Below are 21,034 nucleotides of genomic sequence, written 5' to 3'. Positions count from 1 at the left end.
GAGGGAGCACAATGAGCAGCATCCGAGTGCCTGAGTTAGGGGAGTCAATCGTCGAGGCGACAATTCTGACGTGGTTAAAACACGCAGGCGACGCGGTCGAAGCGGGGGATGCAGTCGCCGAACTGGAAACCGACAAAGTGAACGTGGAAGTGATGGCAGAAGAGCAGGGGATTCTCGGCGTGATTTTGAAACCGGAGGGGGAAACGGTTCAAGTCGGAGAGGCGATTGCGGAGCTTCAGCAAGCTGCACAAGTTGCGCTGAGCGCGCCAGCGGCGAACGAGTCGACGGCGACGGCTGGCGCGACAGAGAGTCGCACTGCGCCAGTTGGGGCGAAACCCGCTCAGGTATCAGAGTCTGCAAATTCGGCTGCGACTGCGGGTGTGAGCGTATCCTCTGGTCGTACCGGGGCCCAAGAAGGCGAGGACGCACATAACGACCGCGATGTATCGGCAACGCCTGAGCGGGCGACGCCGTCGATGCGCAGGCTGGCGCGGGAGCACGGAACGGTTGCGGAGGTAGCCGGAATGCAACAAGCGGCGCGCCCGGATGAGGAGCGGCAGCGGATGTCGCGGCGTCGCCTGACGATCGCGACGAGGCTCGTCGAGGCACAGCGGACGAGCGCAATGTTGACGACGTTCAATGAGGTGGATATGTCCGCGATCATGAAACTTCGCTCCGCGCGGAAAGAGAACTTTAAGAACCGGCACGGTGTCTCCCTCGGCTTCATGTCGTTCTTCACCAAGGCTACGGTTGCAGCACTGCGGGCGTTCCCGCGGCTGAACGCCGAGATCGACGGGAAGGACATGATTCTGAAACACCACTACGATATCGGTGTGGCCGTGTCGACGGAAGGTGGCCTAGTGGTACCCGTAGTGCGTGACGCCGACCGCCTTTCATTCGCAGACATTGAACGCGAGATTGGACGCCTGGCCGGGCTCGCTCGGGACAACCGACTTGGCTTGGCAGACCTGCAAGGTGGGACATTTACGGTTACAAACGGTGGGGTGTTTGGTTCTCTGTTCTCGACGCCGATTCTCAACCCGCCGCAGGTGGGGATTCTCGGCATGCACAGCATCAAGGAGCGCCCGGCTGCAGTCGACGGTAAAGTGGAGATTCGGCCGATGATGTACATCGCTTTGTCCTACGATCACCGCATCGTAGATGGCGCAGAAGCTGTACAGTTCCTCGCAATGGTGAAAGAACTGGTGGAAGACCCAGAGAGCTTGCTCATCGAAGGCTAGTCTGTGGCTTGGTTGAGCCCGGATCAACGAGAGGCTGCCCAGAACAGGCGTGCTAGAGGTCGAATGGGGCAGTCTCTCGTGCGCTTGAGCGTGATCGCTTCTTTGGGAATACATAATGTGACAAAGAACGCGCTCAAGGCGTTAATCTATCGGGCTGGGTTAAGACGCCCGACGGGTAACGCGGTAGACGTAGCCGCCGCATCCGCATTGGTCAATGAAGCGAATGTGAACACGGCCACCGAACTCCTGCTCCAAGGCCGGGATGAGGTAGTCATCCGGGTTGCCGTGGTTCTCAGCGACAGCCAGGTTGACGTAATAGCCGGGTTTCGTCTCGAGGATGGCCTCCACGGCGTCCTTGAGTATCAGATCACGATTGTCCATGTACTCTTCTGTTTCCAGATTCACGGACCAGTTTCCCATGGTCTGCAACCTCCCTGTTCACGGGGGCCATGTAAGGCTCCTTTTCACCTCTAGGGTGCCACAAGTTCAAGAAGCCGTGTGTGTGATTGATCACATGCACGGCTTCGGCTCCACAAACGGATTAAGCGAGGGGGGCAACCTGTGCGTTGCGCAGGTGCACAAACAGCACATTATTCTCGAGGTGGATGTGTTGGAAGATATCGGACTCGAGGTTTTGTAACTCCTGAAACACATACGTATACGTGCCACAGGCATCTTCGGGTAAAGCGTAGTTGTCTGTGACCTTGCGCAGGTCCTTCACCAGTTGACCGGTTTGGTCGTGCTCCGTGTCAAGTTCCTCGACTGCATGGATGACCGCGTTCAGCTTCTCGATTGACGGGTGACGCTCATAATCCACAATTTGCGGGAACACGCGTTCCTCCTCCGCAATCATGTGCGCCTCCATGTCCATTCGGAGTTGGTTAAACAGCCGATGGACTTGAGCAAGCTGTGCTCCGTGGTGTGCTCCGTGAACACGCAGGATTTTCGCTGTCAGCTCGCTCAGGGTGGGGAACACTTGATTCAGATACGCATGGTGTGTATTGACAATGTGGTGAATCAGCTGTTCGAGAGAAACAGCAGACCAATCGCGAATCTCGGTACCCTGTTTCAACGCATCTGCATACGTGTCATTCAGGTTTTGGAGTAAAGCTACGCTGTTGATCTCGTGTTCTGCGACTGCCTCGCCAAGCAGCTGCTCACCGCCACAGCAAAAGTCGATCTGGTACTGCTTGAAAATCTGCGCAGCTTGCGGGAATTTAACAACGACATCGCCCAGTTTGTCTGCTTCTGTGAATGTCACACTCATTTGTGGGCACCTCCGCCTCGTTTGGACTACGCTATGAGCGTAACAGGCGACAGGCAGGGAGACTTTGATCGAGATCACATTCAAGCGAAGTTGTTGAGGTCGGTTCGAAGAACCAAGCTGTAGCAGGAGGGTCTGGCTGTTGGGGGCGGGCATGTGCCGGGTGCGGCTTGATGGCCTGCGATTGCCCGAAGTCTCGTCATGATTCTGCGAGGAGAGTCACCAGGACTTCCAAGTGGCGTTCTGCCGCGGCCTCTCCGAGGGTGGCAATATCAACATCACCGAGCGCCAGGCAGTGCCATGCGAATGTCTTTCCCAGCTGAACGAATGCTTCGTCTCTGGTTGCAGCCTTGCTCGATTCACTGTAGGCCTGCATCCGTTCTCCGACGACATCCATGTTGAGGCCAGCAGTACTCACGAGGTTCCAAAACCGTTCCATCAGTTGACTGCGTTCTGGCGTATCTCGAAAAGTCAGATATACGGCGAGATCGGTCAGGAACATGGAGAGGTACAACAGTTCTGTAGACACTCGCTCGCGCTTTAGCTTCGGTACCTGCGCATCATCCGGTAGGTCGGTTTGCAGGAGAAGGAACAATTGCTTAGCCATCTTCTCAGTGGATTTTCGAGACTGCACTACATTATCTCCTTACCGCACAGAATCAGTGCACCTTGTCAATCTAACACAACGGGGGATGGACACAAAGCAATGTGTCGACCGGCCGTAATCCTGCAACTGTGGACGAAGCCGATGCGATTTCCGACAAGTTGCAGAGAACCTCGAGGCAGGTGTGTTCTATCAACATCGTACAAATATCTTTTAGACCTGGTAAGTTATTTGTTTCCGACCATCAGGCATGGGTACAATGGTCTTGGGTAACTCCGAAAACGCTGGATTGGGGGATAAGTACATGGGAACAGAACGGAAGGAAGCTTTTTTGTTCGGGACTCAACATTGCACACTCGTCGGACCAGAGCTGAAAGCAGGTGATACAGCGCCCGATTTCGAACTGGTGGCAAACGACCTCTCGAAGGTGACGCTGGCTGACAGCAACGGGCAGACTCGCATCATCAGTGTAGTGCCGTCGCTTGACACCGGTGTTTGTGACGCGCAAACAAGGCGGTTCAACGAAGAGGCGAGCGGGCTTGGAGCCGATGTCGTCATTCTCACCGTCAGCGCAGACTTGCCGTTCGCACAAAAGCGGTGGTGTGGCGCAGCAGGAGTAGACAGAGTTCAGACTCTGTCGGACCACTTGAATATGTCATTCGGAGATGCGTACGGGACACATATCAAGGAACATCGTCTGGAAAGCCGGGCGGTTTTCGTTGTCGATCGTCAAGACAAGGTGACATACGTGGAATACGTTCCGCAAGCAGGGCAACATCCAAACTATGAGGCAGCGCTTGAGGCCGCGAAGGAAGCTTCCAAATAGGAAAGGGACCGGGGGCATAGTGGCTTGCTGCTTGCAGCAAGCCACTTTTTATAGCGTGATTCGGAGCGCAAGGTGGAGATTCCGCACATCGGCGGCGAGAGCAACACATGGGAGGTGAACGAATTGTTATTCATCGACAACCAGGGGATTACGGACCCTACCGTGAACTTGGCGATTGAAGAGTATGCAGTGACGCACCTGGATATTGAGGAGTCCTACCTGCTCTTTTACATCAACGAGCCGTCTATCATCATCGGGAAAAATCAAAATACGTTTGAAGAGATCAATCAGGAGTACGTTCGCGATCACGGTGTGCACATCGTGCGTCGCCTCTCCGGCGGGGGCGCTGTGTACCACGACCTCGGGAATCTGAGTTTCAGTTTCATTACGAAGAACGATGGGGACAGCTTCCGCAACTTTCGGCGTTTCACGGAACCAGTGACAAAGGCTCTGCAGGCACTCGGCGTCGAGGCACTCCTGACAGGGCGCAATGACATCCAGGTTGGGGACAAGAAGGTCTCTGGGAACGCGCAGTTCGCTACGCGCGGGCGCATGTTTAGTCACGGCACCCTGATGTTTGAAGTGGACCTAGAGGCAGTCGCATCAGCGTTGCATGTCAGCGCCGAGAAGATTGAGTCAAAGGGAATCAAGTCGGTGCGCAGCCGCGTCGCAAACATCAAGGACCTGCTCGATGAGCCGATGACGATTCGCGAGTTTCGTCAACACCTTCTTCAGGCCATTTTCGGCGGCGTGGACGTCCCCGAGTATAAGTTGAGGGAGGCGGACTGGAAAGACATCCGCACCATCTCAGAAGAACGCTATCGAAACTGGGATTGGAACTACGGCATGTCGCCGCCGTTTAATGTGCAGCGAAAGAAGCGATTTGGCATCGGCTCCATCGACGTGCGTCTGAACGTCGTGAAAGGGCTGATTGAGTCCTGCAAAATCTACGGAGACTTCTTTGGCATGGGGGACCTCAGCGAGGTGGAGCGCATGTTGGTTGGCTGCCGCTATGACCCAGACGATTTGCGCGATGTAGTAGAGGGGATTAATGTGGTAGCCTACTTTGGTGACATCAGCAAAGACGAGTTTCTGAACCTGTTGACTTCCTAAACGCACAGGTTCATCCGGCAGAATCGTTCTGGGAGAAAAAACGACGGAAGCGGTGAAGTTGGTATCGGACCGCCACGTGCAAGACGACGTGTACGAGGAGGCACAGCGCAGTTTACGGAGGAAGAGCTCGTTCAGTTGACGATGGCCGTGATCGCCATTAATGGTTGGAACCGGCTCACGGTTAGCATGCGAACCGTTCCAGGAACCTATCAGCCACCGAAGAGAAACTAGCGGCGGCACGTTACATAGGGGGGACTTCACCCGCGCCGTCCTGCGCTACCGACTCGCTTCTGCCGGTTAGGGAGAATACTCGACTGCGGTCGGCTTCTTCGGCGCGCTCGCGCTTACGTAGTTCGAAGAGTTGCGCGGGTGTGATGAACCCGGACGTCGCGCCAGTCAAATCTACGACTCGGACCCAGTTGGCGCTTGTCTCGACCATTGCACTAAGGGCGGTCTTGGCTGTGTCCGTCTCGAAGACCACAGGGGCCTCAGCGATTAAGTCTGCAATGCGAGACTGCGGCGTCAGCTTCGACCCCCTGAGCACCTCCCATGCCAAGACGATTCCGTTCAGCGCTCGCTCGTCGTCTTCAACCTTCAACCACGATGCGGTGGTATACCGAATGAGCTCTGACTCTGCTACGTCGCCAAGGTGGGTGTTGGCAGCGATGGAATTGGCGGGGACAAACGCTACTTCGCTGCAGTAGTGCATTTGCAGCGGGTCTGTGTGATACTCGCGGCTCAAGTGCAGTCCCCGACGGACAATCTTCTCCGTCAAAATTGACCTCGGCAGAATGAGAGAAGACAATCCTGTCGCAATGGCGGATGTGATGAGCAGCGGCAGGAGCGCGCCGAGGTTGTGAGTCAATTCAAGTGGGAACACGATGCTCGTGAGCGGTGTCCGGGTTACCCCGGAGAAGATGGCGGACATCCCGAGCAGTGCCCAGACGCCCGGGTGTGGTGCGTGGAACAAATCCGCAGCGACTCCGCCAAGGCTGCCCCCGATGATTAAAATTGGCGCAAGAATGCCGCCCGAAGTGCCGGAACCGAGAGCGACGACCCAAATTATCGTCTTCACGATGAGCAACGTCAGCAACGTGTACAGAGCCAGTTTTACGTTTAACATCGCAGCGATGCTGTCGTAGCCAACCCCGAGTGCACGCGGAGAGAACATGCCTCCGACGCCAATCACAACTGCGCCGAGGGCTGGCCACCACATCCAGTGGATGGGCAGTTTCCGGAACGCGTCCTCAACACCGTAGATGGCCCACGTTAAAAGAACGGCGAGGAAACTGCCTACAACCCCGATTATAGTTGCAACCAGGAGTAAGCTGACCGGAACGTGTTCGAGGTTCGGCATGCCGAACAACGGACCTGGCCCAATCACTGCGATGCGAATGGCGTCTGCAACTGCGCTGGCGATCGCGATCGGAACAAGACTGCGCGGTTTAAACTCAAACACAAGCAGTTCAACCGCGAACAAGACGGCTGATACGGGCGATGCAAAAGTGGCAGACATACCGCCAGCTGCGCCTGCGACGAGCAGAATGCGCCGTTCGATGGAGGAAAAATGCAGAAACTGGCTAAACAGCGACCCAAACGACCCGCCTGTCATGATGATCGGTCCTTCGGCACCGAACGGACCGCCGGAGCCGATCGAAATAGCGGCCGAGATGGGCTTCCAGAACGCAACTCGCGGTTGGACCTTACTCTCATTGATGAGCATAGCCTCGATGGCTTCGGGTATGCCGTGGCCGCGGATTTTCTCTGACCCAAACCGAGCCATTAGGCCAATCAGGAGAGCGCCGACAATCGGAGGAATGATAACCCAGGTGTGCAAGTGGTTGTGTGTTGGCGTGATGTAGGCAAAGGACAACCTATGATAGAAGGACAGGTTGGTAAAAAAGTAGATCATCTTCAGCAACACGATTGCAATGAAGGCACATGCCGCTCCAATCAGAAGCGCGGCGGCGGACAAGCGCAAAATTTGCGTGGATGTAGTAAAATCACCGGTTTTACGGAGACGACCGCTCATCTTGTTGAAGGACTCCCTTCGTTCATCGGGCCGATCTGTGTCTTGTGGGATGACCGTTCGCGCTTCTCATTCGCGTTTCTCTGTGAAAGCATACGCATTCTATTTTATATCGTAATACGATATAAATGACAACTCGGCGACGTAAGGGAGTGGGGGTAGTCGAGGAAGTTTGGATGGGGAACGAAGTCGGGTACGCAGAGTGTGTGCTGATACAAGAAGTGGGACAATGCCGCCGCATGGTCCCACCAGTGGTGTGGAAAGGATATTGGTGCTTACGGGGAAGATGCAAGCCTAGATGGTACAGGTCGACTTCAAGAGTCGCAGGTCGGCCTACCGTTCGTAAAACTCGCGATTGATGGCGATCCAAGCCTGTTCTTCGTCCGGCACGTACTCTTCCTGGAAGATGGCCGAGACCGGGCAGACTGGCTCACAAGCTCCACAGTCGATACACACGTTCGGGTCAATCAGGTAGGTGTCCCCACCGTCGTGAATCGCGTCGACAGGACAGGCCTCTACGCAGTCGGCGGCCTTTTCGCCAATGCACGGTGATGTGATGACGAACGCCATGGTTGCTCACTCCTTTCCATTGACTTCGACTACATACACAGCGTAGTCCGCTTCTGGGAGTGGAGCTGTGACTTCGGTCACGACGTGGAACTTGAGCGACACGCGGGCTCCCGCGCGTCCCCACTTTGCCCACTACCGTCGCGGTCACAGCTTCAGGACGCGCAGCCGCCAATGTCCCGGCTCGATTTCGGACACTGCGACGTGCCGCCCGCCGTCTTGCAGGGCGTTGATGAGTGGGCCGGTGCGGTGTGGTACATGAATTTCGCAAATTGTGCCAGTCGGAGCTTCTTCCACGAGTTTGACGATTTCGTGACGCGGGTGGAACCCCTTCCGAATTGCGCTTCGGGCGTCGACCGACAGCCTTGACTCCTCACGCTCAATCTCCAACAGGTCCGTCATGTCCATGTTTATGTCTCCTCTGCTCTGTACACGAAGCTCCAGAATCTCTAGCATGTGTTCAGCATGCCAAATGGAAAGAAAGACAGGTGTGTGGTAGATCACACACCTCACTGGGGTCTGCGTAGGCGTGGTGGGCAGGGCGCGGGAGACATGTCCAGCACCGCAATCGCGTCGGTTCCTTCCGCACAGCGACACTGGCGTCTCTATGCGCCTGGCTTGGATGCCAAACTGCACCCTACCGTCTTGTCTGCAGGTAGTTGTAGAGAACGACAGCGTGGTTGTGCACAGAGTCTTTAGCCCCGTAGAGAAGCGTGACGTCGCCTTCGCACAGCTCCCCAAGCACAGTTTCCACTGCCGTACGTTTCTCCTCCTGACTGCTTAGCTCCATTTGGTAGGCGGAACGAAATGCGTCAAACCGTTCGGGGTCGTGCGAAAACCACGCCCGCAAGTCTTGGGATGGGGCAATTTGCTTTAACCAGATATCGACCTTCGCATTGCCTTTGCTGACACCTCTCGGCCAGATTCGGTCGATGAGGACGCGCTTCCCGTCTGATTCGCACCATGGTTCGTACACGCGTTTTAACTGCAACTTGTGCTCGGATGACATCGCATGCGTACCCCCTGACACACGAGGAGTGTTACCTGCAGGACTCGTCCCGAACGTCACGCTCAGTATACGACACGATAATATGCAGGTGAAGAATTCAGGCTACATGGCCGCCTCATTCCACCTGTGGAGCTGCGTCATTAGGTCTGTCTGTCGTCTTCGTTGCCACATGCCTAGGCAGGGCTGGCAGACGCATTCGCTCTTTGGGCTTGCCAGGGGTACGGTTCTTCTGTACACCTGAGACGAGAGTGATTTCAGAGTGGAGCAGGTGGACACGTTGTCGACAGTAGGGGAAACCCGAGAAAAAATTCAAGCGACCGTGCGGGCCGCGGTCGCTTCACAGACTAGTGGCGGCTCAAACGATTTGCCTTGGGAGATGCGGACCGATACCGTCTTTCACTACGATGTAAAAGGTGTACTCCTAGCGCTTGACGAGATGTGCGCGGATTTCGGACTTGATTTCGATCCCGCACAGCTCCCACAGCAAAGCGTCTTTCGCACCTTCCCCAGACTCGCGAACTTCTGCGCTTACCTCGAATACCGCTTGGGTTTGCGGTCGTGATTTGGCGCACAGTCTAGTCCCGGCGACGCACCATACTCGCAGTGAGACGAAGGCGCTGCATCAAATGGTGCGCACCTGTCTCCACGGTATAGAGCAGAGAGGGGATGCAAAGACCTTGGAATCTTATGCAGTGACGATTGACGTGCGAGCTGGCAAGTGGCGAGGCGGAGAGAAGTACCTTTCGCAGATTGACCGAGGGTGTGTTTCTCAGGAATGCGCTCGGTGTAGCGGAAAGCCCGCAAGATCAAGCGAACTGGATGAGTATGGCGGTCCGTTTAGACTGGATGCCGCGGTGAACCCCACTGACGTATAATGGACAAAGATGTGGCTGATGCCACCATTCGCCAATGTCACGGTCAGAGAGAAGGCGGGACTACATGTCGGCCACTGGAATAGAACTCCTGAGAGAGATTACGCTGTTTAAGGATTTGACAGAGGAGGAACTGTCCCGGGTCCACAACCTTGCTGGGGAGCGAGCGTACGCCAAGGGCGAGTACGTCTTCATGGAGGGTCAGGAGCGGGAAGAAGTGTTTTTCATCCGCAGAGGACTCATAAAGGTCATCAAAGTCGATGAGGAAGGCCGCGAGCACATCGTAAACATCCTTGGCCGCGGAAAGATGTTTCCTCACGTGGGTTTTTTTCAGGACAGCCCGTACCCAGGAACCGCACAGGCGATGGAAGCGAGCGTTTTACTCTCGATTCGCCGCAATCAGTTCGACGTACTACTCACAGAGTACCCCGACATGGCGCGTAAAGTCATGCACGTGATGGGGGAACGAATTTTAGACCTCCAAGCAAAACTTCAGGAACTCGCTCTGTTTGCGTCGCACGACCGAGTGACCGCTCTGCTGCGACATTTTGCCGAAGAACACGGCGTGGAACGGCCAGATGGAGTCTACGTAAAATTGCCGATCACACACGAAGAGATGGCACACATGATTGGCATGACTCGGGAGTCTGTCAATCGGGTCTGGAACCAGTTGCGCCGCGATGGTGTTTTAAAGGGCCAGCGCGACGAGTGGGTGTTAGACATGGAGAAGCTTTGACAACAGCTGATCTGCGAATGTAGCCATCCAAACCAGTCGACGAGAAGTTGTAGCCGTGCCAGGGACTCCGGGTACGGCTATTATGATTGTTTCGAATGGACGCGTCCACCTCTCATTTTTCATACAGCGTAGGTGATACCTTTACTTCGTGACATTGCTCACATTCCGGTTGGGAAGCCTCTGTTACTCTGCAAATGAGGCTTCTGCTGCCGCACGAGCAAGGTCATTGTAGGGTTGGAAGCTTTGCGTGAAGTCGAAGACCCAGAGGTTCATGTCGGGGCTGCGTCTGCTCTCCTTGCAGATGGAACACCTCAAGCAGCGGCGTATTGTCAACTCGCCGCGCAAGTCATCCATTGCGCGGAATTAGCGAGTCCGGTGTTGTCCTAGTACGCAAGATGAAATGGGTGCCCTGGGAGGGCTCGTGGGCACCCTCACTCCTTCACCGAACCTTGAATGACCACGCCCCGCTGGTGTCTCCTGCGGAGGCTGACAAGCCTTGTGATACACCTCATGGTCCAATTGTACTAGTTCATCTACACGGTAATGAATAGTCCGACATGAACTTATCGGAGCATCTGACAGCAGGTAAAGTTGTGCTATCAGTTGAGTTGTATCGCAAAACGATACAAAAGCTTGCCGGGAATGCTTTGCGTTGGGTTGTTCTGTCCATTTATATCGCGCGACGATAAACGTGGTCGACTGAATCCTTGGCTAGGGGGTGCTTCGATGTCCGGTCCTGCACTGAAGCAGGGAAATGCACATGAAGCCATACACAACGCTGCGCTGTTTGAAGCGGACGAACTAACAACCGTGGTGCGGCAGTTGCATGCTGAACAGATGCTTGACAAGGCAAAAGCAGCGGCTCAGTTGGTTGTCGAACACTGGCAAACACGCACTTTGCGTCACGCTACTGAAGAAGAGGAAGGGCTCTACAGCGAAATTCTCGCTGCGAACTCAGAGCGCGCTGTTGACATTGCGGCATTGACTCATGATCACGACTTGATGCGAAAACTCGTCTCAGAGGCGGAGACGTATCTGACGTCAGATGAGCTGAAGCTTGCACTGGCTCGATTTGACATGTTGCTTTGGCTGGTAGAGGCCCATAGCCGTGAGGAAGAACGGCTTATTTTTGCAACGAGGCCGACAGAGGGGGCGAGCAAATGACGACAAAGGACCTGACACAGGAAGCGTTGCAGCAAGAGGCACTGCTCACTGACCGTGACGACCTGCTGGGACTACTTGAGTTACGCTTTGGCGCCATTCCTCCGGAAGTGAGGACTGCCATTGAACAGATCGACAAACTGGAGTCGCTCGAACGGCTGATTCTCGTCGCAGCAAACCTCGCGACTTGGGAGCAATTTCTAGCCGATTTAGAGGTCAACAACGCGTCCTTCAGGATTGTCGGCGAGTACTACCGACCGATCTGAACGACCTGACGGTGGCGAGAGTTGCGGAACCGTCCGTTAGACGGCAGTGACATTGACGAAGTAGGCTGAACAGGCCGCCTGAAGAAGGGATTGATAGATGTGACAAAGCTATCTGCGCAAAAGCGCAAGCATCTTCTCCACTTGCGGCAAAAGGAACGCTTCAACAACGGGTGGTCCGAAAAGACCGACCGTCCGCGCGACTGGGAAGACACGTACCGCAACCGCTGGCGCTACGACAAGGTCGTGCGTTCCACACACGGCGTCAACTGCACCGGTTCGTGCAGCTGGAAGATCGCGGTCAAAGACGGGATCATCGCCTTTGAGACACAGCAGACCGACTACCCGTCGCTTGGCCCGAACGTACCCGAGTACGAACCCCGCGGCTGCCCGCGCGGCGCCAGCTTTTCGTGGTACGAGTACAGCCCGCTGCGCGTGAAGTACCCGTATGTTCGCGGCGACCTCATCGACCTGTGGCGAGCAGAGCGCAGCCGCACCGAAAGCCCCATCGAGGCGTGGAAGAACATCGTCACCGATGACGCAAAGCGCCTTCGCTACTGGAACGCCCGCGGCAAAGGCGGCCTGGTGCGCGCGACGTGGGACGAAGTCACCGAAATCATCGCGGCAGCTTCCATTTACACAATCAAAGAGCACGGTCCGGACCGCGTCGTCGGGTTTAGCCCCATCCCTGCAATGTCTCAGGTGAGTTACGCTGCCGGCTCCCGCTTTTTGTCCCTGCTCGGTGGCACCATCCTCAGCTTCTACGACTGGTACGCCGACCTTCCGCCAGCATCGCCGCAGATCTGGGGTGACCAGACCGATGTGCCGGAGAGCGCCGACTGGTACAACTCAGAGTACTTCATCATCTGGGGCACCAACCTGCCGATGACGCGCACGCCAGACGCGCACTTTATGGTCGAGGCACGCTACAAGGGCACAAAGGTCGTCGGCGTGAGCCCGGACTACGCGGAGTACATCAAGTTCGCAGACCAGTGGCTGCCCGCGAAGGCGGGCACGGACGCTGCTCTTGCGATGGCGATGACACACGTCATCCTCAAGGAGTTTTACGTCGACCAGAGGACCCCGTACTTCTTCGACTATGTCCGCCAGTACACGGACCTGTCGTTCCTCGTCACGCTGGACGCGCACGGTGAAGCGTATGCGCCCGGTCCCTTCCTGAGAGCGGACGACATTTGCTCGGACGTCGAGAAGGGTGCCTGGAAGACTGCCGTATGGGACGAAACCACGGGTCAAGTTGTTATCCCCAAGGGCTCCATCGGATCCCGCTACGACGGCGCAAATCAGTGGAATCTGCGCCTTGAGGCGGAAGGCGGCAGCGCGATTGTCCCGGCGCTTAGCTGTCTCGACGGGGCAGACGACGTCGTGATGGTGCAGTTCCCATACTTCGGCGGTCGCGAGCCGAGCGTGCTCACGCGCGGCGTCCCTGTCCACAAGCTGCAAAGGACGGATGGGTCTGAGGTGTACGTGACCACCGTTCTCGACCTCATGCTCGCGCACACGGGCGTCGGCCGGGGCTTGCCGGGCGACTACCCAAAAGACTACGACGACGAGGTTCCCTACACGCCTGGCTGGCAGGAAGCCATCACGGGCGTCAAGCGCGAAGACGTCATTCGCATCGCCCGCGAGTTCGCCGAGACGGCCGAGCGCACGCACGGCAAGTGCATGATCGCGCTCGGCGCCGGGACGAACCACTGGTACCACAGCGACATGATCTACCGCGCGATCATCAACTTGGTGATGCTTACGGGCTGCCAAGGGGTGAACGGCGGCGGTTGGGCTCACTACGTCGGCCAGGAAAAGGTGCGGCCGCTCGAAGGCTGGTCGACTGTGGCGTTTGCGAGTGACTGGGTGCGTCCGGCGCGGCAGCAGAACGGGACGTCGTTCTTTTACTTTGCCACCGATCAATACCGCTATGAAGAGTTGGACACAAAGACGCTGGGGTCACCGACTGGAGGCCGGTTCCACCACATGCACCCGGCAGACGTGAACGCCCTGTCGGCTCGGCTCGGCTGGCTCCCGTCGTTCCCGCAGTGGACTCAAAACTCACTTGAAGTTCTGCAGCACGCGCGGGCAGCCGGCGCAGATACACCGGAGAAGGTCGCCAGTTACGTCGCAGAGCAACTGAAACTAGACAAGATTCAGTTCGCGATCGAAGACCCGGACAACCCGAGAAACTTCCCGAGGGTGTTCTTTGTCTGGCGTTCCAACCTTCTTGGGTCAAGTTCGAAGGGACATGAGTATTTCTTGCAGCACTTGCTTGGCACGAGCGGTCACGTGCTGGGGGACGAACAGGCGTCCTGGCAGCCCTCCGACATCAAGATGAGCGACGAGGCGCCGCGCGGCAAGCTCGACCTGCTCATTGACATTGACTTTCGCATGACCGGCACCGGGCTCTACTCGGACATCGTGCTGCCTGCGGCGACGTGGTACGAGAAGCACGACCTGAGCTCCACCGACATGCACCCGTTTATCCATCCGTTCAACCCGGCAATTTCACCGCCGTGGGAGACGCGAACGGACTGGAACGCGTTCCGGTCAATCGCCGAGACGTTCTCGCGCCTTGCCAAAGACTACTTACCTGCTCAGGACGACGTTGTCATGGCACCGCTCGCGCACGACTCGGCAGACGAACTGGCACTGGACCGCGGTAAGGTGCGGGACTGGCGCAAGGGTGAAGTGGACGCCATCCCGGGTCAGACGATGCCGAAGTTCATCACGGTGCACCGCGACTACCCGAACCTGTTCAACCAGATGACGACCCTTGGGCCGCTGGTGGAGAAGTCGTACGGCGCGAAGGGGATTCACATCTCTGGTGAGCGAGCGAGTCACGAGTTAGCCGAGCGCAACGGCGTATCGGACCGAGACGGCGCGGGGTTCGGGCGACCGCGGCTGGATGAGGCGATTCACGCGGTGGAAGCCATTCTCACGCTGTCAGGCGCGTCGAACGGCGAGCGTGCGCAAGAGGAATGGGGGGCCTTGGCCAAGGTGACGGGCCTCGACATCGCGAACGTCGAGGTGGGGCGCAAAGAAGAAGCTTACACGTTTGACGACATCACCGTGCAACCGCGGCTGTCGCTCGCAACGCCGGTGTGGAGCGGACTTGAAGGGAAGGACCGGCGGTACTCGCCGTTTACATCGAACGTCGAGTACCTGATTCCCTGGCACACGCTGACGGGCCGCCAGCACTTCTACCTCGACCACGAGATGATGCTCGACTTCGGCGAAGGATTGCCGCTGTACCGGCCGCCGCTTGGCATTGCGCCGTTTAGTAACGGCGACCCGTCGGTGGACGGCGGCGACACGCAGACGGTCATGGTGCGCTATCTGACGCCGCACCAAAAATGGGGGATTCACTCCACCTACTCCGACAACCATCGCATGTTGACGCTGTTTCGCGGGGGCCAGACCATCTGGATGAGCGAAGAGGACGCGAAGCGCATCGGGATTAAGGACAACGACTGGGTCGAAGTGTACAACCGCAACGGTGCGATTGCCTGTCGAGCCGTGGTGACGTACCGGTTGCCAATGGGCATCGCGATGATGTACCACGCGCAGGATCGCACGGTGGGGGTGCCTGCCAGCGCCATCACGCAGGACCGTGGCGGCACGCACAACAGCGTCACGCGCATCATCCCGAAACCGACGCACATGATTGGCGGCTACGCACAGCTTTCCTACGGATTTAACTACTACGGGCCGACCGGCCATCAGCGTGACGTGATGACCCTGATTCGACCACTCAAAGAGGTGAAGTGGCTTGAACATTAAAGCACAAGTCGCCATGGTCATGAACCTGGACAAATGCATCGGTTGTCACACCTGCAGCGTGACCTGCAAGAACACCTGGACTAACCGACCCGGCGTCGAGTACGCCTGGTTTAACAACGTCGAAACCCGTCCAGGCCCCGGCTACCCACGCGAGTGGGAGGACCAAGAGCGTTTCCGCGGTGGCTGGCACCTGCAAAACGGCAAGCTGAAGCTGCGTGCAGGCGGTGCCATCTCGAAACTCGCAAACATCTTTCACAATCCGGACCAGCCGACGATCGACGACTACTATGAGCCGTGGACGTACGACTACGAGAACTTGATCGACAGCCCGAAGCGCGAACACCAACCTGTGGCGCGGCCGCGCTCGCTTCTGACAGGAAAGGTGATGGACCAGCCGACATGGGGGCCGAACTGGGACGACGACTTGGCGGGCGGGTCCGAGATTGCACCGCGCGACCCCAACTTCAAAGAACTGCAGGAGCATGTCGCTTTCACCTACGAGCAGACGTTCATGATGTACTTGCCGCGCATTTGCGAGCACTGCCTGAACCCTGCGTGTGTCGCGGCCTGTCCGTCCGGCGCGCTCTACAAACGGGATGAAGACGGCATCGTCCTGGTCGACCAGGACGCTTGTCGCGGTTGGCGCTTCTGTGTCAGCGCCTGTCCGTACAAGAAGGTGTACTTCAAGTGGAACACGCATAAGGCAGAGAAATGTCATTTCTGCTACCCGCGCATTGAGGCGGGGTTGCCGACTGTCTGCTCGGAGACCTGTGTTGGGCGCATTCGCTACCTTGGCGTCATTTTCTACGACGCCGACAAAGTGAAGGCCGCAGCGTCCGTCAAAGACGAGAAGGACCTATACCCTGCACAGTTAGACGTGTTCTTGAACCCGCACGACCCGGAAGTGATCGCAGCGGCCCGCGCGGCAGGCATCACCGAGGCGTGGATTGAAGCTGCGCAGAACTCGCCGGTCTACAAGATGGCCATCGAGTGGGGCGTCGCACTGCCGCTGCACCCGGAGTACCGCACGCTGCCGATGGTGTGGTACGTGCCGCCGCTCTCCCCGATGATGTCGCACGTCGACGAGGACACGTGTGCCGCCGACAGCTACATCCCGACTGTGGATTCGATGCGCATTCCGATGGAGTACTTGGCGTCGATTCTCAGCGCGGGCGATGTCAGCGTGATCCGAAAAACGCTGCTGCGCCTCGTGTCGATGCGGGCCTACATGCGCGCACGCAATGAGGCAGACCTGGCGAGTTCCGAACTGTTGAAAGAGGCTGGGCTCACTGCGAAGCAGGTCGAGGGGATGGCGCGTTTGTTTGGTGTCGCCAAGTACAACGAGCGCTTCGTGATTCCGACCGGCCGGCGCGAGATGGACCCGGACCTCGCCTACGAGCAAGGCGCCTGCAGCCTGGAGGACCTGGCGCCCCCGGAAGGCGTCATCCCACCGCTCGCACGCAAGGGGGTGCGCGTGTGATGGGAGACGTAACCGAGCAGATGTCGGAAGTGAAGTCAGCATTAGAGTACTCGCCTGCTGAACAAGAGGCACGTTCGGTAGGTGTCGCAGCCGTGTCCTGGCTGTTGACATACCCACAGGAGGGCACGTGGCGGGATGAGCTTCTTGAGTTGCAAAATGACCTGGCGGCTGCGCGCACAGATGTTGCTTCGCTGCTGGCACCTGTACTGGATGAGTTTCTGCGAACCCCTGTGACCATTCTTCAGCGCCGCTACGTCGAGACGTTTGACTTCAGCGACAAACGGACCCTGTATTTGACGGCGCACGAACTCGGTGACAGCCGCAAGCGCGGCACGGCCCTCATCGAGTGCAAACAGCTGCTGGAAGAGGCGGGCTATGAGTTGGCAGGCAGCGAGTTGCCTGATTACGTTCCACTTTTGTTGGAGTTCCTGGCGGTTAAACCGGAAACCGTGAACACACTGTCCCTCGAGCAGCGCCTCGCGTGGGTGTGTGGACAGGTCTATGCGGCGCTTCCGGAAGAGAGTCCTTACTACCCTGTTCTCCAGGCGGCACTGGACTTGTTGCCAGAGGTATCGCCCGAAAGCGGTGGTGGCGCCAGGGAAGAAGCAGACCTTGCCGAGTTGCCGTATCCGCTTCATTACGACTGAACAGAGCCGCGGAAACCGTGATGACACAACTACGCATCGAAAGGATGGATCGGCATGGCACAATTCTGGTGGGTCATCTACCCGTACCTGACGCTCGGACTCATGATCGTCGGGACCGTCTACCGCTTTGTTTACGGGCAACGCAGGTGGGGGTCGAAGTCGAGTGAGGTGCTTGAAAAGAAGTGGTTGCGCTACGGCAGCCTGTTGTTCCACTGGGGCATTCTGTTGGTCATTGGCGGACACGTCCTGGGGCTTCTTGTACCCCTGGCAGTCTATCACGACCTCGGGGTGTCGAACGAACTCTACCACAAAGTGGCGGATCTGTTCGGAGGGTTAGCTGGGTTTGCTGCCTTTGTGGGCGTGACCATTCTGCTCTTCCGCCGCATTGCGAATGCGCGGGTGCGCAGCAACTCGTCAGCGGGTGACTTTGTCGCGCTTGCGCTCTTGTTTATCGTGGTTGGCCTCGGAGACGCCGTCACAATCGGCGCCAACAACATCTACGGACCGTACGAGTACCGCGCCACAGTCGGCCCGTGGATCCGCGACACTCTGACGCTCCACCCGGCAGCTGCGCTGATGACGTCGGTTCCGACACTGCTCCAGATTCACATCATCGCGTCGTTCGCACTGCTGGCCGCTTCGCCGTTCACGCGCTTGGTTCATGTGTGGAGTGCGCCTGTGACGTACCCACTGCGGCCGCCAATCCAGTATCGCACGCGCGCGTCGATGAACAAGCGGCTGTAGACTCACGCGGCGTTTCATTCAAGGGGGTGGCACAATGACCGTGGTCGAGAAAATTAAGTCCTCTGTGAAAGAACTGTACACCGGCTACTTTGCAGCGGTAATGGCCACCGGAATTGTGTCGATCGCGCTGCGGCTCACCGGACACATGTTGTTTTCAACCGTGACGTTTGACATCGCGACACCTCTCTATGCGGTGTTGGTCGTTGCTTATCTGCTCCGCGTGGTGTGGTTTCCCAAACTTGTCTGGCGCGACCTTACCGACGCGACGAAGGTGTTCGGCTACTTCACGTTTGTCGCCGCCACGGACGTGCTCGGCACCGACTTTGTGCTCCGCGGGCATGTGCTGACGCCGCTGTGGCTGGGTGTCATCGGTGTCGCGTCTTGGAGTTTGTTGATGTATTTCATCTTGGTGTTTCTCGTGTTTTACAACACGGACCCGATTCACCATGCCATCAACGGTGGCTGGCTCGTGACGACAGTCGGCGTTGAGTCGCTCGCCGCGCTCGGCTCTGCTATGGCAGACACCTTTCCAACCCATTCAGCAGGGTTGCTGCTGGCGTCGACAGCCTTTTGGGGACTGGGGATCATTATCTACCTGATTTTTATCGCCCTCATCATGTACCGCTTCTTCTTTCACTCGATCAAGGCTGTCGACTTGAGTCCGCCGTATTGGATCAACATGGGGGCCATGGCGATCACGACACTCGCGGGGTCGAGGTTGATCTTATACCCGCACTGGTCTAGTTTTCTGTTATTGACCAAGCCGTTTATCGAGGGTTTTACGTTCATGTTGTGGGTTTGGGGGAGTTGGTGGATCCCGCTTCTCGTCCTCATCGGCGTCTGGAAGTTTATCGTGTTTCGAGAGCCCATCCGCTATGAGGCCGCTTTGTGGAGTATTGTCTTCCCGCTCGGCATGTACACGGCGGCTACGGACACGATGAGCCAAATCAAGGGCCTGCATGTCGTTCACGCCATCGTGCCCTGGTGCCTTGATGCCGCAGTGCTCGCTTGGGTGCTGGCAGCGGCGGGATACTGTGCTTCACTCTTGTTGAGGCGCCAGCCGCAGATTTTAGACCGAAAGACAAAGGCGCAGGTTCGATAACAGCGATTCACCATAGGGGAGAAGAGAAACAGATGGACGGTAAACCGACACAAAGCGATTACCAGGAGTTGGCTGAGTTTCGCTACCGCTTGAGGAAGTTTCTGCACTTCAGCCAGCAGGCGGCCATCGACGTTGGCATCACACCCAACCAACACCAGCTGTTGCTCAGCATTGCTGGGTATCCAAGTCGCTCGTGGATGACACCGACGGAGATTGCAGAGCGACTGCAAGTGCGCCACCACAGTGCGCTTGGTCTGATTCAGAGGTGTGAGAAGTTAAATTTGGTGCGCCGATTTGACCACCCGACGGACGGGCGCAGCGTGTGCATCGAATTGACCGATCACGGTCGCGACATCCTCGAACGCCTGACCATTCGGCACCAGGCGGAGTTGCGCCGACTGGGGTTGTCGCACACGAACTTCATGGTCCGCGACTTCCCGGCTTTTACGGTGGTGGAAGGAGATGAATCGTGAGCGGGTCTCGACGTGGCGGGGTATCGGCGCTCGCGGTCGCTTGCGGTCACAGACCCAAGTCAGGCGGAGTTCCTGGAACGGGACTTCGCCTGATTTTAGGATGTCATCGGGCACAATGCCGTGGCGCAATCTGGAATCAAGCAGACTCTTCTAAAAGGTGACTTTTTGCTGTCTCGTAGAGGGCAGCCATCCCGCCGTAGAGCGCGTAAAAGAAAGAGTCCGGCGCGTCTAAGGAAAAAGACGTGTATTCTTTTGGGTTGGTCTCCAAGGCAAACTCGAACAGCTTTGCGCTGTTGTAAGCGTAAAAGCAGAAGCTGGTGTAATCGAAGGCCGGCATCTTCTCGTAGATTGTCACAATGTCATGGGCGTATGAAGCGACATTGCGCGTCGCCTCATTGACCATGCGCACGGCATCGTCCAGTTGTACTTTAATTTTCATCGTCGATTCATTGATGACGTCAATTTCCGCCACTTTGTATGTCCTCCCTTCGATTCGGAACAGACCAACTTCCTTCTCGAAGAATCGCCTGATACGTGGAGAGTGGAAGCAGTTCCCTGTCACTTGGCGCGCGTGGCCGCACATGGATGAAGCCGTCGTCGGCGGTCACCGGATTTTCTGGACCGAGCAGGGTGCCGTCTGAGATGAGCGAGTCAATCACGGAAAGACCCCACCACAAGGAGGGGTCTTCCACGCCCGCGTCGCCAGCCAAGCTCATGACGCCGTACACGTGTTCGTAGGGAAGCGGCGACAAGTTGATAACGTGTCGTAGTGATGAGCCCTCAAAGACCGCGAACACGCGCCGGTAGCCATGCGCAATGTGGCCGACTGGCAGCCAACTGACTCTGGCTGTCACTTGTCGACACGGCCGATGCGAATGCGAAACCACTCGGGTCCACGCTCGATGTACTCCCAAGAAAATTCTCCTTTGCGCTCCAACTGGAACTGGTAGTGGAGTGGTTGCGGGTCGTGGTCGTTAACCAGGAGCATGGCTTGCCCTGCGTCGAGTTTGTCAAAGGTCTCGAAGATCACCTTGTGTTTCAGGTGCGGCGGATACTCTGTCGCGTTAACGGTAGCTGTGAATTCACTCACGAACTATCCCTCCTCAGGGTGCGG

At 57.2% G+C, this 21,034-nt stretch carries 24 protein-coding genes; 14 read left to right on the top strand and 10 right to left on the bottom strand.

The window, feature by feature from the left end:
* Nucleotides 1-11: 11 nt before the first annotated feature.
* Entirely contained in the window at nt 12-1,241 is a 1,230-nt protein-coding gene (gene odhB / locus JC200_RS02230) for a 2-oxoglutarate dehydrogenase complex dihydrolipoyllysine-residue succinyltransferase (protein WP_274434557.1), read from the top strand.
* 159 nt (nt 1,242-1,400) lie between these two features.
* Here the strand turns inward: odhB and JC200_RS02225 are convergent, their stop codons facing one another.
* The 3 genes from JC200_RS02225 to JC200_RS02215 form a co-directional block, all read right to left on the bottom strand.
* Complete coding sequence (locus tag JC200_RS02225; RefSeq protein ID WP_274434556.1) at nt 1,401-1,661, bottom strand: CGCGG family putative rSAM-modified RiPP protein; 261 nt, start codon at nt 1,659-1,661, stop codon at nt 1,401-1,403.
* A gap of 121 nt (nt 1,662-1,782) precedes the next feature.
* Complete coding sequence (gene ric / locus JC200_RS02220; RefSeq protein ID WP_274434555.1) at nt 1,783-2,508, bottom strand: iron-sulfur cluster repair di-iron protein; 726 nt, start codon at nt 2,506-2,508, stop codon at nt 1,783-1,785.
* Nucleotides 2,509-2,704: 196 nt separating this feature from the next.
* The gene (locus JC200_RS02215; protein ID WP_274434554.1) at nt 2,705-3,139 is read right to left on the bottom strand and encodes a hypothetical protein; all 435 of its coding nucleotides are present in this window, start codon (nt 3,137-3,139) and stop codon (nt 2,705-2,707) included.
* A gap of 274 nt (nt 3,140-3,413) precedes the next feature.
* Between JC200_RS02215 and tpx the strand changes: the two genes are divergently transcribed.
* Together tpx and JC200_RS02205 are read left to right on the top strand one after the other, a co-directional pair.
* Nucleotides 3,414-3,935: a thiol peroxidase gene (gene tpx, locus JC200_RS02210; RefSeq protein WP_274434552.1), complete on the top strand. Its 522-nt coding sequence runs from the start codon at nt 3,414-3,416 to the stop codon at nt 3,933-3,935.
* A gap of 123 nt (nt 3,936-4,058) precedes the next feature.
* Nucleotides 4,059-5,048 (top strand): lipoate--protein ligase, encoded by a 990-nt coding sequence (locus JC200_RS02205; protein ID WP_274436447.1) that lies wholly within the window; start codon nt 4,059-4,061, stop codon nt 5,046-5,048.
* A 241-nt stretch (nt 5,049-5,289) separates the two neighbouring features.
* On the opposite strand, the gene JC200_RS02200 is transcribed toward JC200_RS02205, so the two are convergent.
* The 4 genes from JC200_RS02200 to JC200_RS02185 form a co-directional block, all read right to left on the bottom strand.
* The gene (locus JC200_RS02200; protein WP_274434551.1) at nt 5,290-7,080 is read right to left on the bottom strand and encodes a chloride channel protein; all 1,791 of its coding nucleotides are present in this window, start codon (nt 7,078-7,080) and stop codon (nt 5,290-5,292) included.
* A gap of 330 nt (nt 7,081-7,410) precedes the next feature.
* Nucleotides 7,411-7,647 (bottom strand): ferredoxin family protein, encoded by a 237-nt coding sequence (locus tag JC200_RS02195; RefSeq protein WP_274434550.1) that lies wholly within the window; start codon nt 7,645-7,647, stop codon nt 7,411-7,413.
* A gap of 144 nt (nt 7,648-7,791) precedes the next feature.
* Entirely contained in the window at nt 7,792-8,052 is a 261-nt protein-coding gene (locus JC200_RS02190) for an amino acid decarboxylase (RefSeq protein ID WP_274434549.1), read from the bottom strand.
* Nucleotides 8,053-8,281: 229 nt separating this feature from the next.
* Nucleotides 8,282-8,653 carry a DUF488 domain-containing protein gene (locus JC200_RS02185; RefSeq protein ID WP_274434548.1) on the bottom strand — a complete coding sequence of 124 codons (372 nt, stop codon included), beginning with the start codon at nt 8,651-8,653 and terminating at the stop codon, nt 8,282-8,284.
* 277 nt (nt 8,654-8,930) lie between these two features.
* Here JC200_RS02185 and JC200_RS02180 point away from each other — a divergent pair, with 277 nt between their 5' ends.
* From JC200_RS02180 to JC200_RS02130, 11 genes are all read left to right on the top strand, one after another.
* Complete coding sequence (locus JC200_RS02180; protein WP_274434547.1) at nt 8,931-9,215, top strand: hypothetical protein; 285 nt, start codon at nt 8,931-8,933, stop codon at nt 9,213-9,215.
* Between the two features lie 377 nt (nt 9,216-9,592).
* A complete protein-coding gene (locus JC200_RS02175; RefSeq protein ID WP_274434546.1) occupies nt 9,593-10,261 on the top strand; it encodes a Crp/Fnr family transcriptional regulator in 669 nt (222 codons plus the stop codon).
* Between the two features lie 243 nt (nt 10,262-10,504).
* Complete coding sequence (locus JC200_RS02170) at nt 10,505-10,648, top strand: hypothetical protein (protein ID WP_274434545.1); 144 nt, start codon at nt 10,505-10,507, stop codon at nt 10,646-10,648.
* A gap of 339 nt (nt 10,649-10,987) precedes the next feature.
* The gene (locus tag JC200_RS02165; protein ID WP_274434544.1) at nt 10,988-11,425 is read left to right on the top strand and encodes a hemerythrin domain-containing protein; all 438 of its coding nucleotides are present in this window, start codon (nt 10,988-10,990) and stop codon (nt 11,423-11,425) included.
* A complete protein-coding gene (locus JC200_RS02160) occupies nt 11,422-11,688 on the top strand; it encodes a hypothetical protein (protein WP_274434543.1) in 267 nt (88 codons plus the stop codon). The genes JC200_RS02165 and JC200_RS02160 overlap by 4 nt, the downstream gene beginning before the upstream one ends.
* 99 nt (nt 11,689-11,787) lie before the next feature.
* The gene (locus tag JC200_RS02155) at nt 11,788-15,474 is read left to right on the top strand and encodes a nitrate reductase subunit alpha (protein WP_274434542.1); all 3,687 of its coding nucleotides are present in this window, start codon (nt 11,788-11,790) and stop codon (nt 15,472-15,474) included.
* Nucleotides 15,464-16,954, top strand: a complete 1,491-nt coding sequence (narH, locus tag JC200_RS02150) for a nitrate reductase subunit beta (protein ID WP_274434541.1) — start codon at nt 15,464-15,466, stop codon at nt 16,952-16,954. Before JC200_RS02155 ends, narH begins: the two co-directional genes overlap by 11 nt.
* Nucleotides 16,954-17,601, top strand: a complete 648-nt coding sequence (gene narJ, locus JC200_RS02145; protein WP_274434540.1) for a nitrate reductase molybdenum cofactor assembly chaperone — start codon at nt 16,954-16,956, stop codon at nt 17,599-17,601. The genes narH and narJ overlap by 1 nt, the downstream gene beginning before the upstream one ends.
* A gap of 54 nt (nt 17,602-17,655) precedes the next feature.
* Entirely contained in the window at nt 17,656-18,345 is a 690-nt protein-coding gene (gene narI / locus JC200_RS02140) for a respiratory nitrate reductase subunit gamma (RefSeq protein ID WP_274434539.1), read from the top strand.
* A 34-nt stretch (nt 18,346-18,379) separates the two neighbouring features.
* Nucleotides 18,380-19,447 carry a tellurite resistance/C4-dicarboxylate transporter family protein gene (locus JC200_RS02135; RefSeq protein WP_274434538.1) on the top strand — a complete coding sequence of 356 codons (1,068 nt, stop codon included), beginning with the start codon at nt 18,380-18,382 and terminating at the stop codon, nt 19,445-19,447.
* Between the two features lie 32 nt (nt 19,448-19,479).
* On the top strand, nt 19,480-19,920 hold the full coding sequence (locus JC200_RS02130; RefSeq protein ID WP_274434537.1) for a MarR family winged helix-turn-helix transcriptional regulator: 441 nt from the start codon (nt 19,480-19,482) through the stop codon (nt 19,918-19,920).
* A gap of 136 nt (nt 19,921-20,056) precedes the next feature.
* Here the strand turns inward: JC200_RS02130 and JC200_RS02125 are convergent, their stop codons facing one another.
* The 3 genes from JC200_RS02125 to JC200_RS02115 are packed head-to-tail and all read right to left on the bottom strand — an operon-like array spanning nt 20,057 to nt 21,010.
* Entirely contained in the window at nt 20,057-20,392 is a 336-nt protein-coding gene (locus JC200_RS02125) for a hypothetical protein (RefSeq protein ID WP_274434536.1), read from the bottom strand.
* Entirely contained in the window at nt 20,379-20,774 is a 396-nt protein-coding gene (locus tag JC200_RS02120) for a hypothetical protein (RefSeq protein ID WP_274434535.1), read from the bottom strand. The genes JC200_RS02125 and JC200_RS02120 overlap by 14 nt, the downstream gene beginning before the upstream one ends.
* Nucleotides 20,771-21,010 carry a DUF2249 domain-containing protein gene (locus tag JC200_RS02115; protein WP_274434534.1) on the bottom strand — a complete coding sequence of 80 codons (240 nt, stop codon included), beginning with the start codon at nt 21,008-21,010 and terminating at the stop codon, nt 20,771-20,773. The genes JC200_RS02120 and JC200_RS02115 overlap by 4 nt, the downstream gene beginning before the upstream one ends.
* Nucleotides 21,011-21,034 lie beyond the last annotated feature (24 nt).

The organism is Alicyclobacillus sp. ALC3 (genome assembly GCF_028751195.1).
Lineage (GTDB): Bacteria > Bacillota > Bacilli > Alicyclobacillales > Alicyclobacillaceae > Alicyclobacillus_L.
The sequence above is the reverse complement of the archived record's forward strand: the minus strand, read 5'-3'. Positions and strand labels throughout refer to the sequence as shown.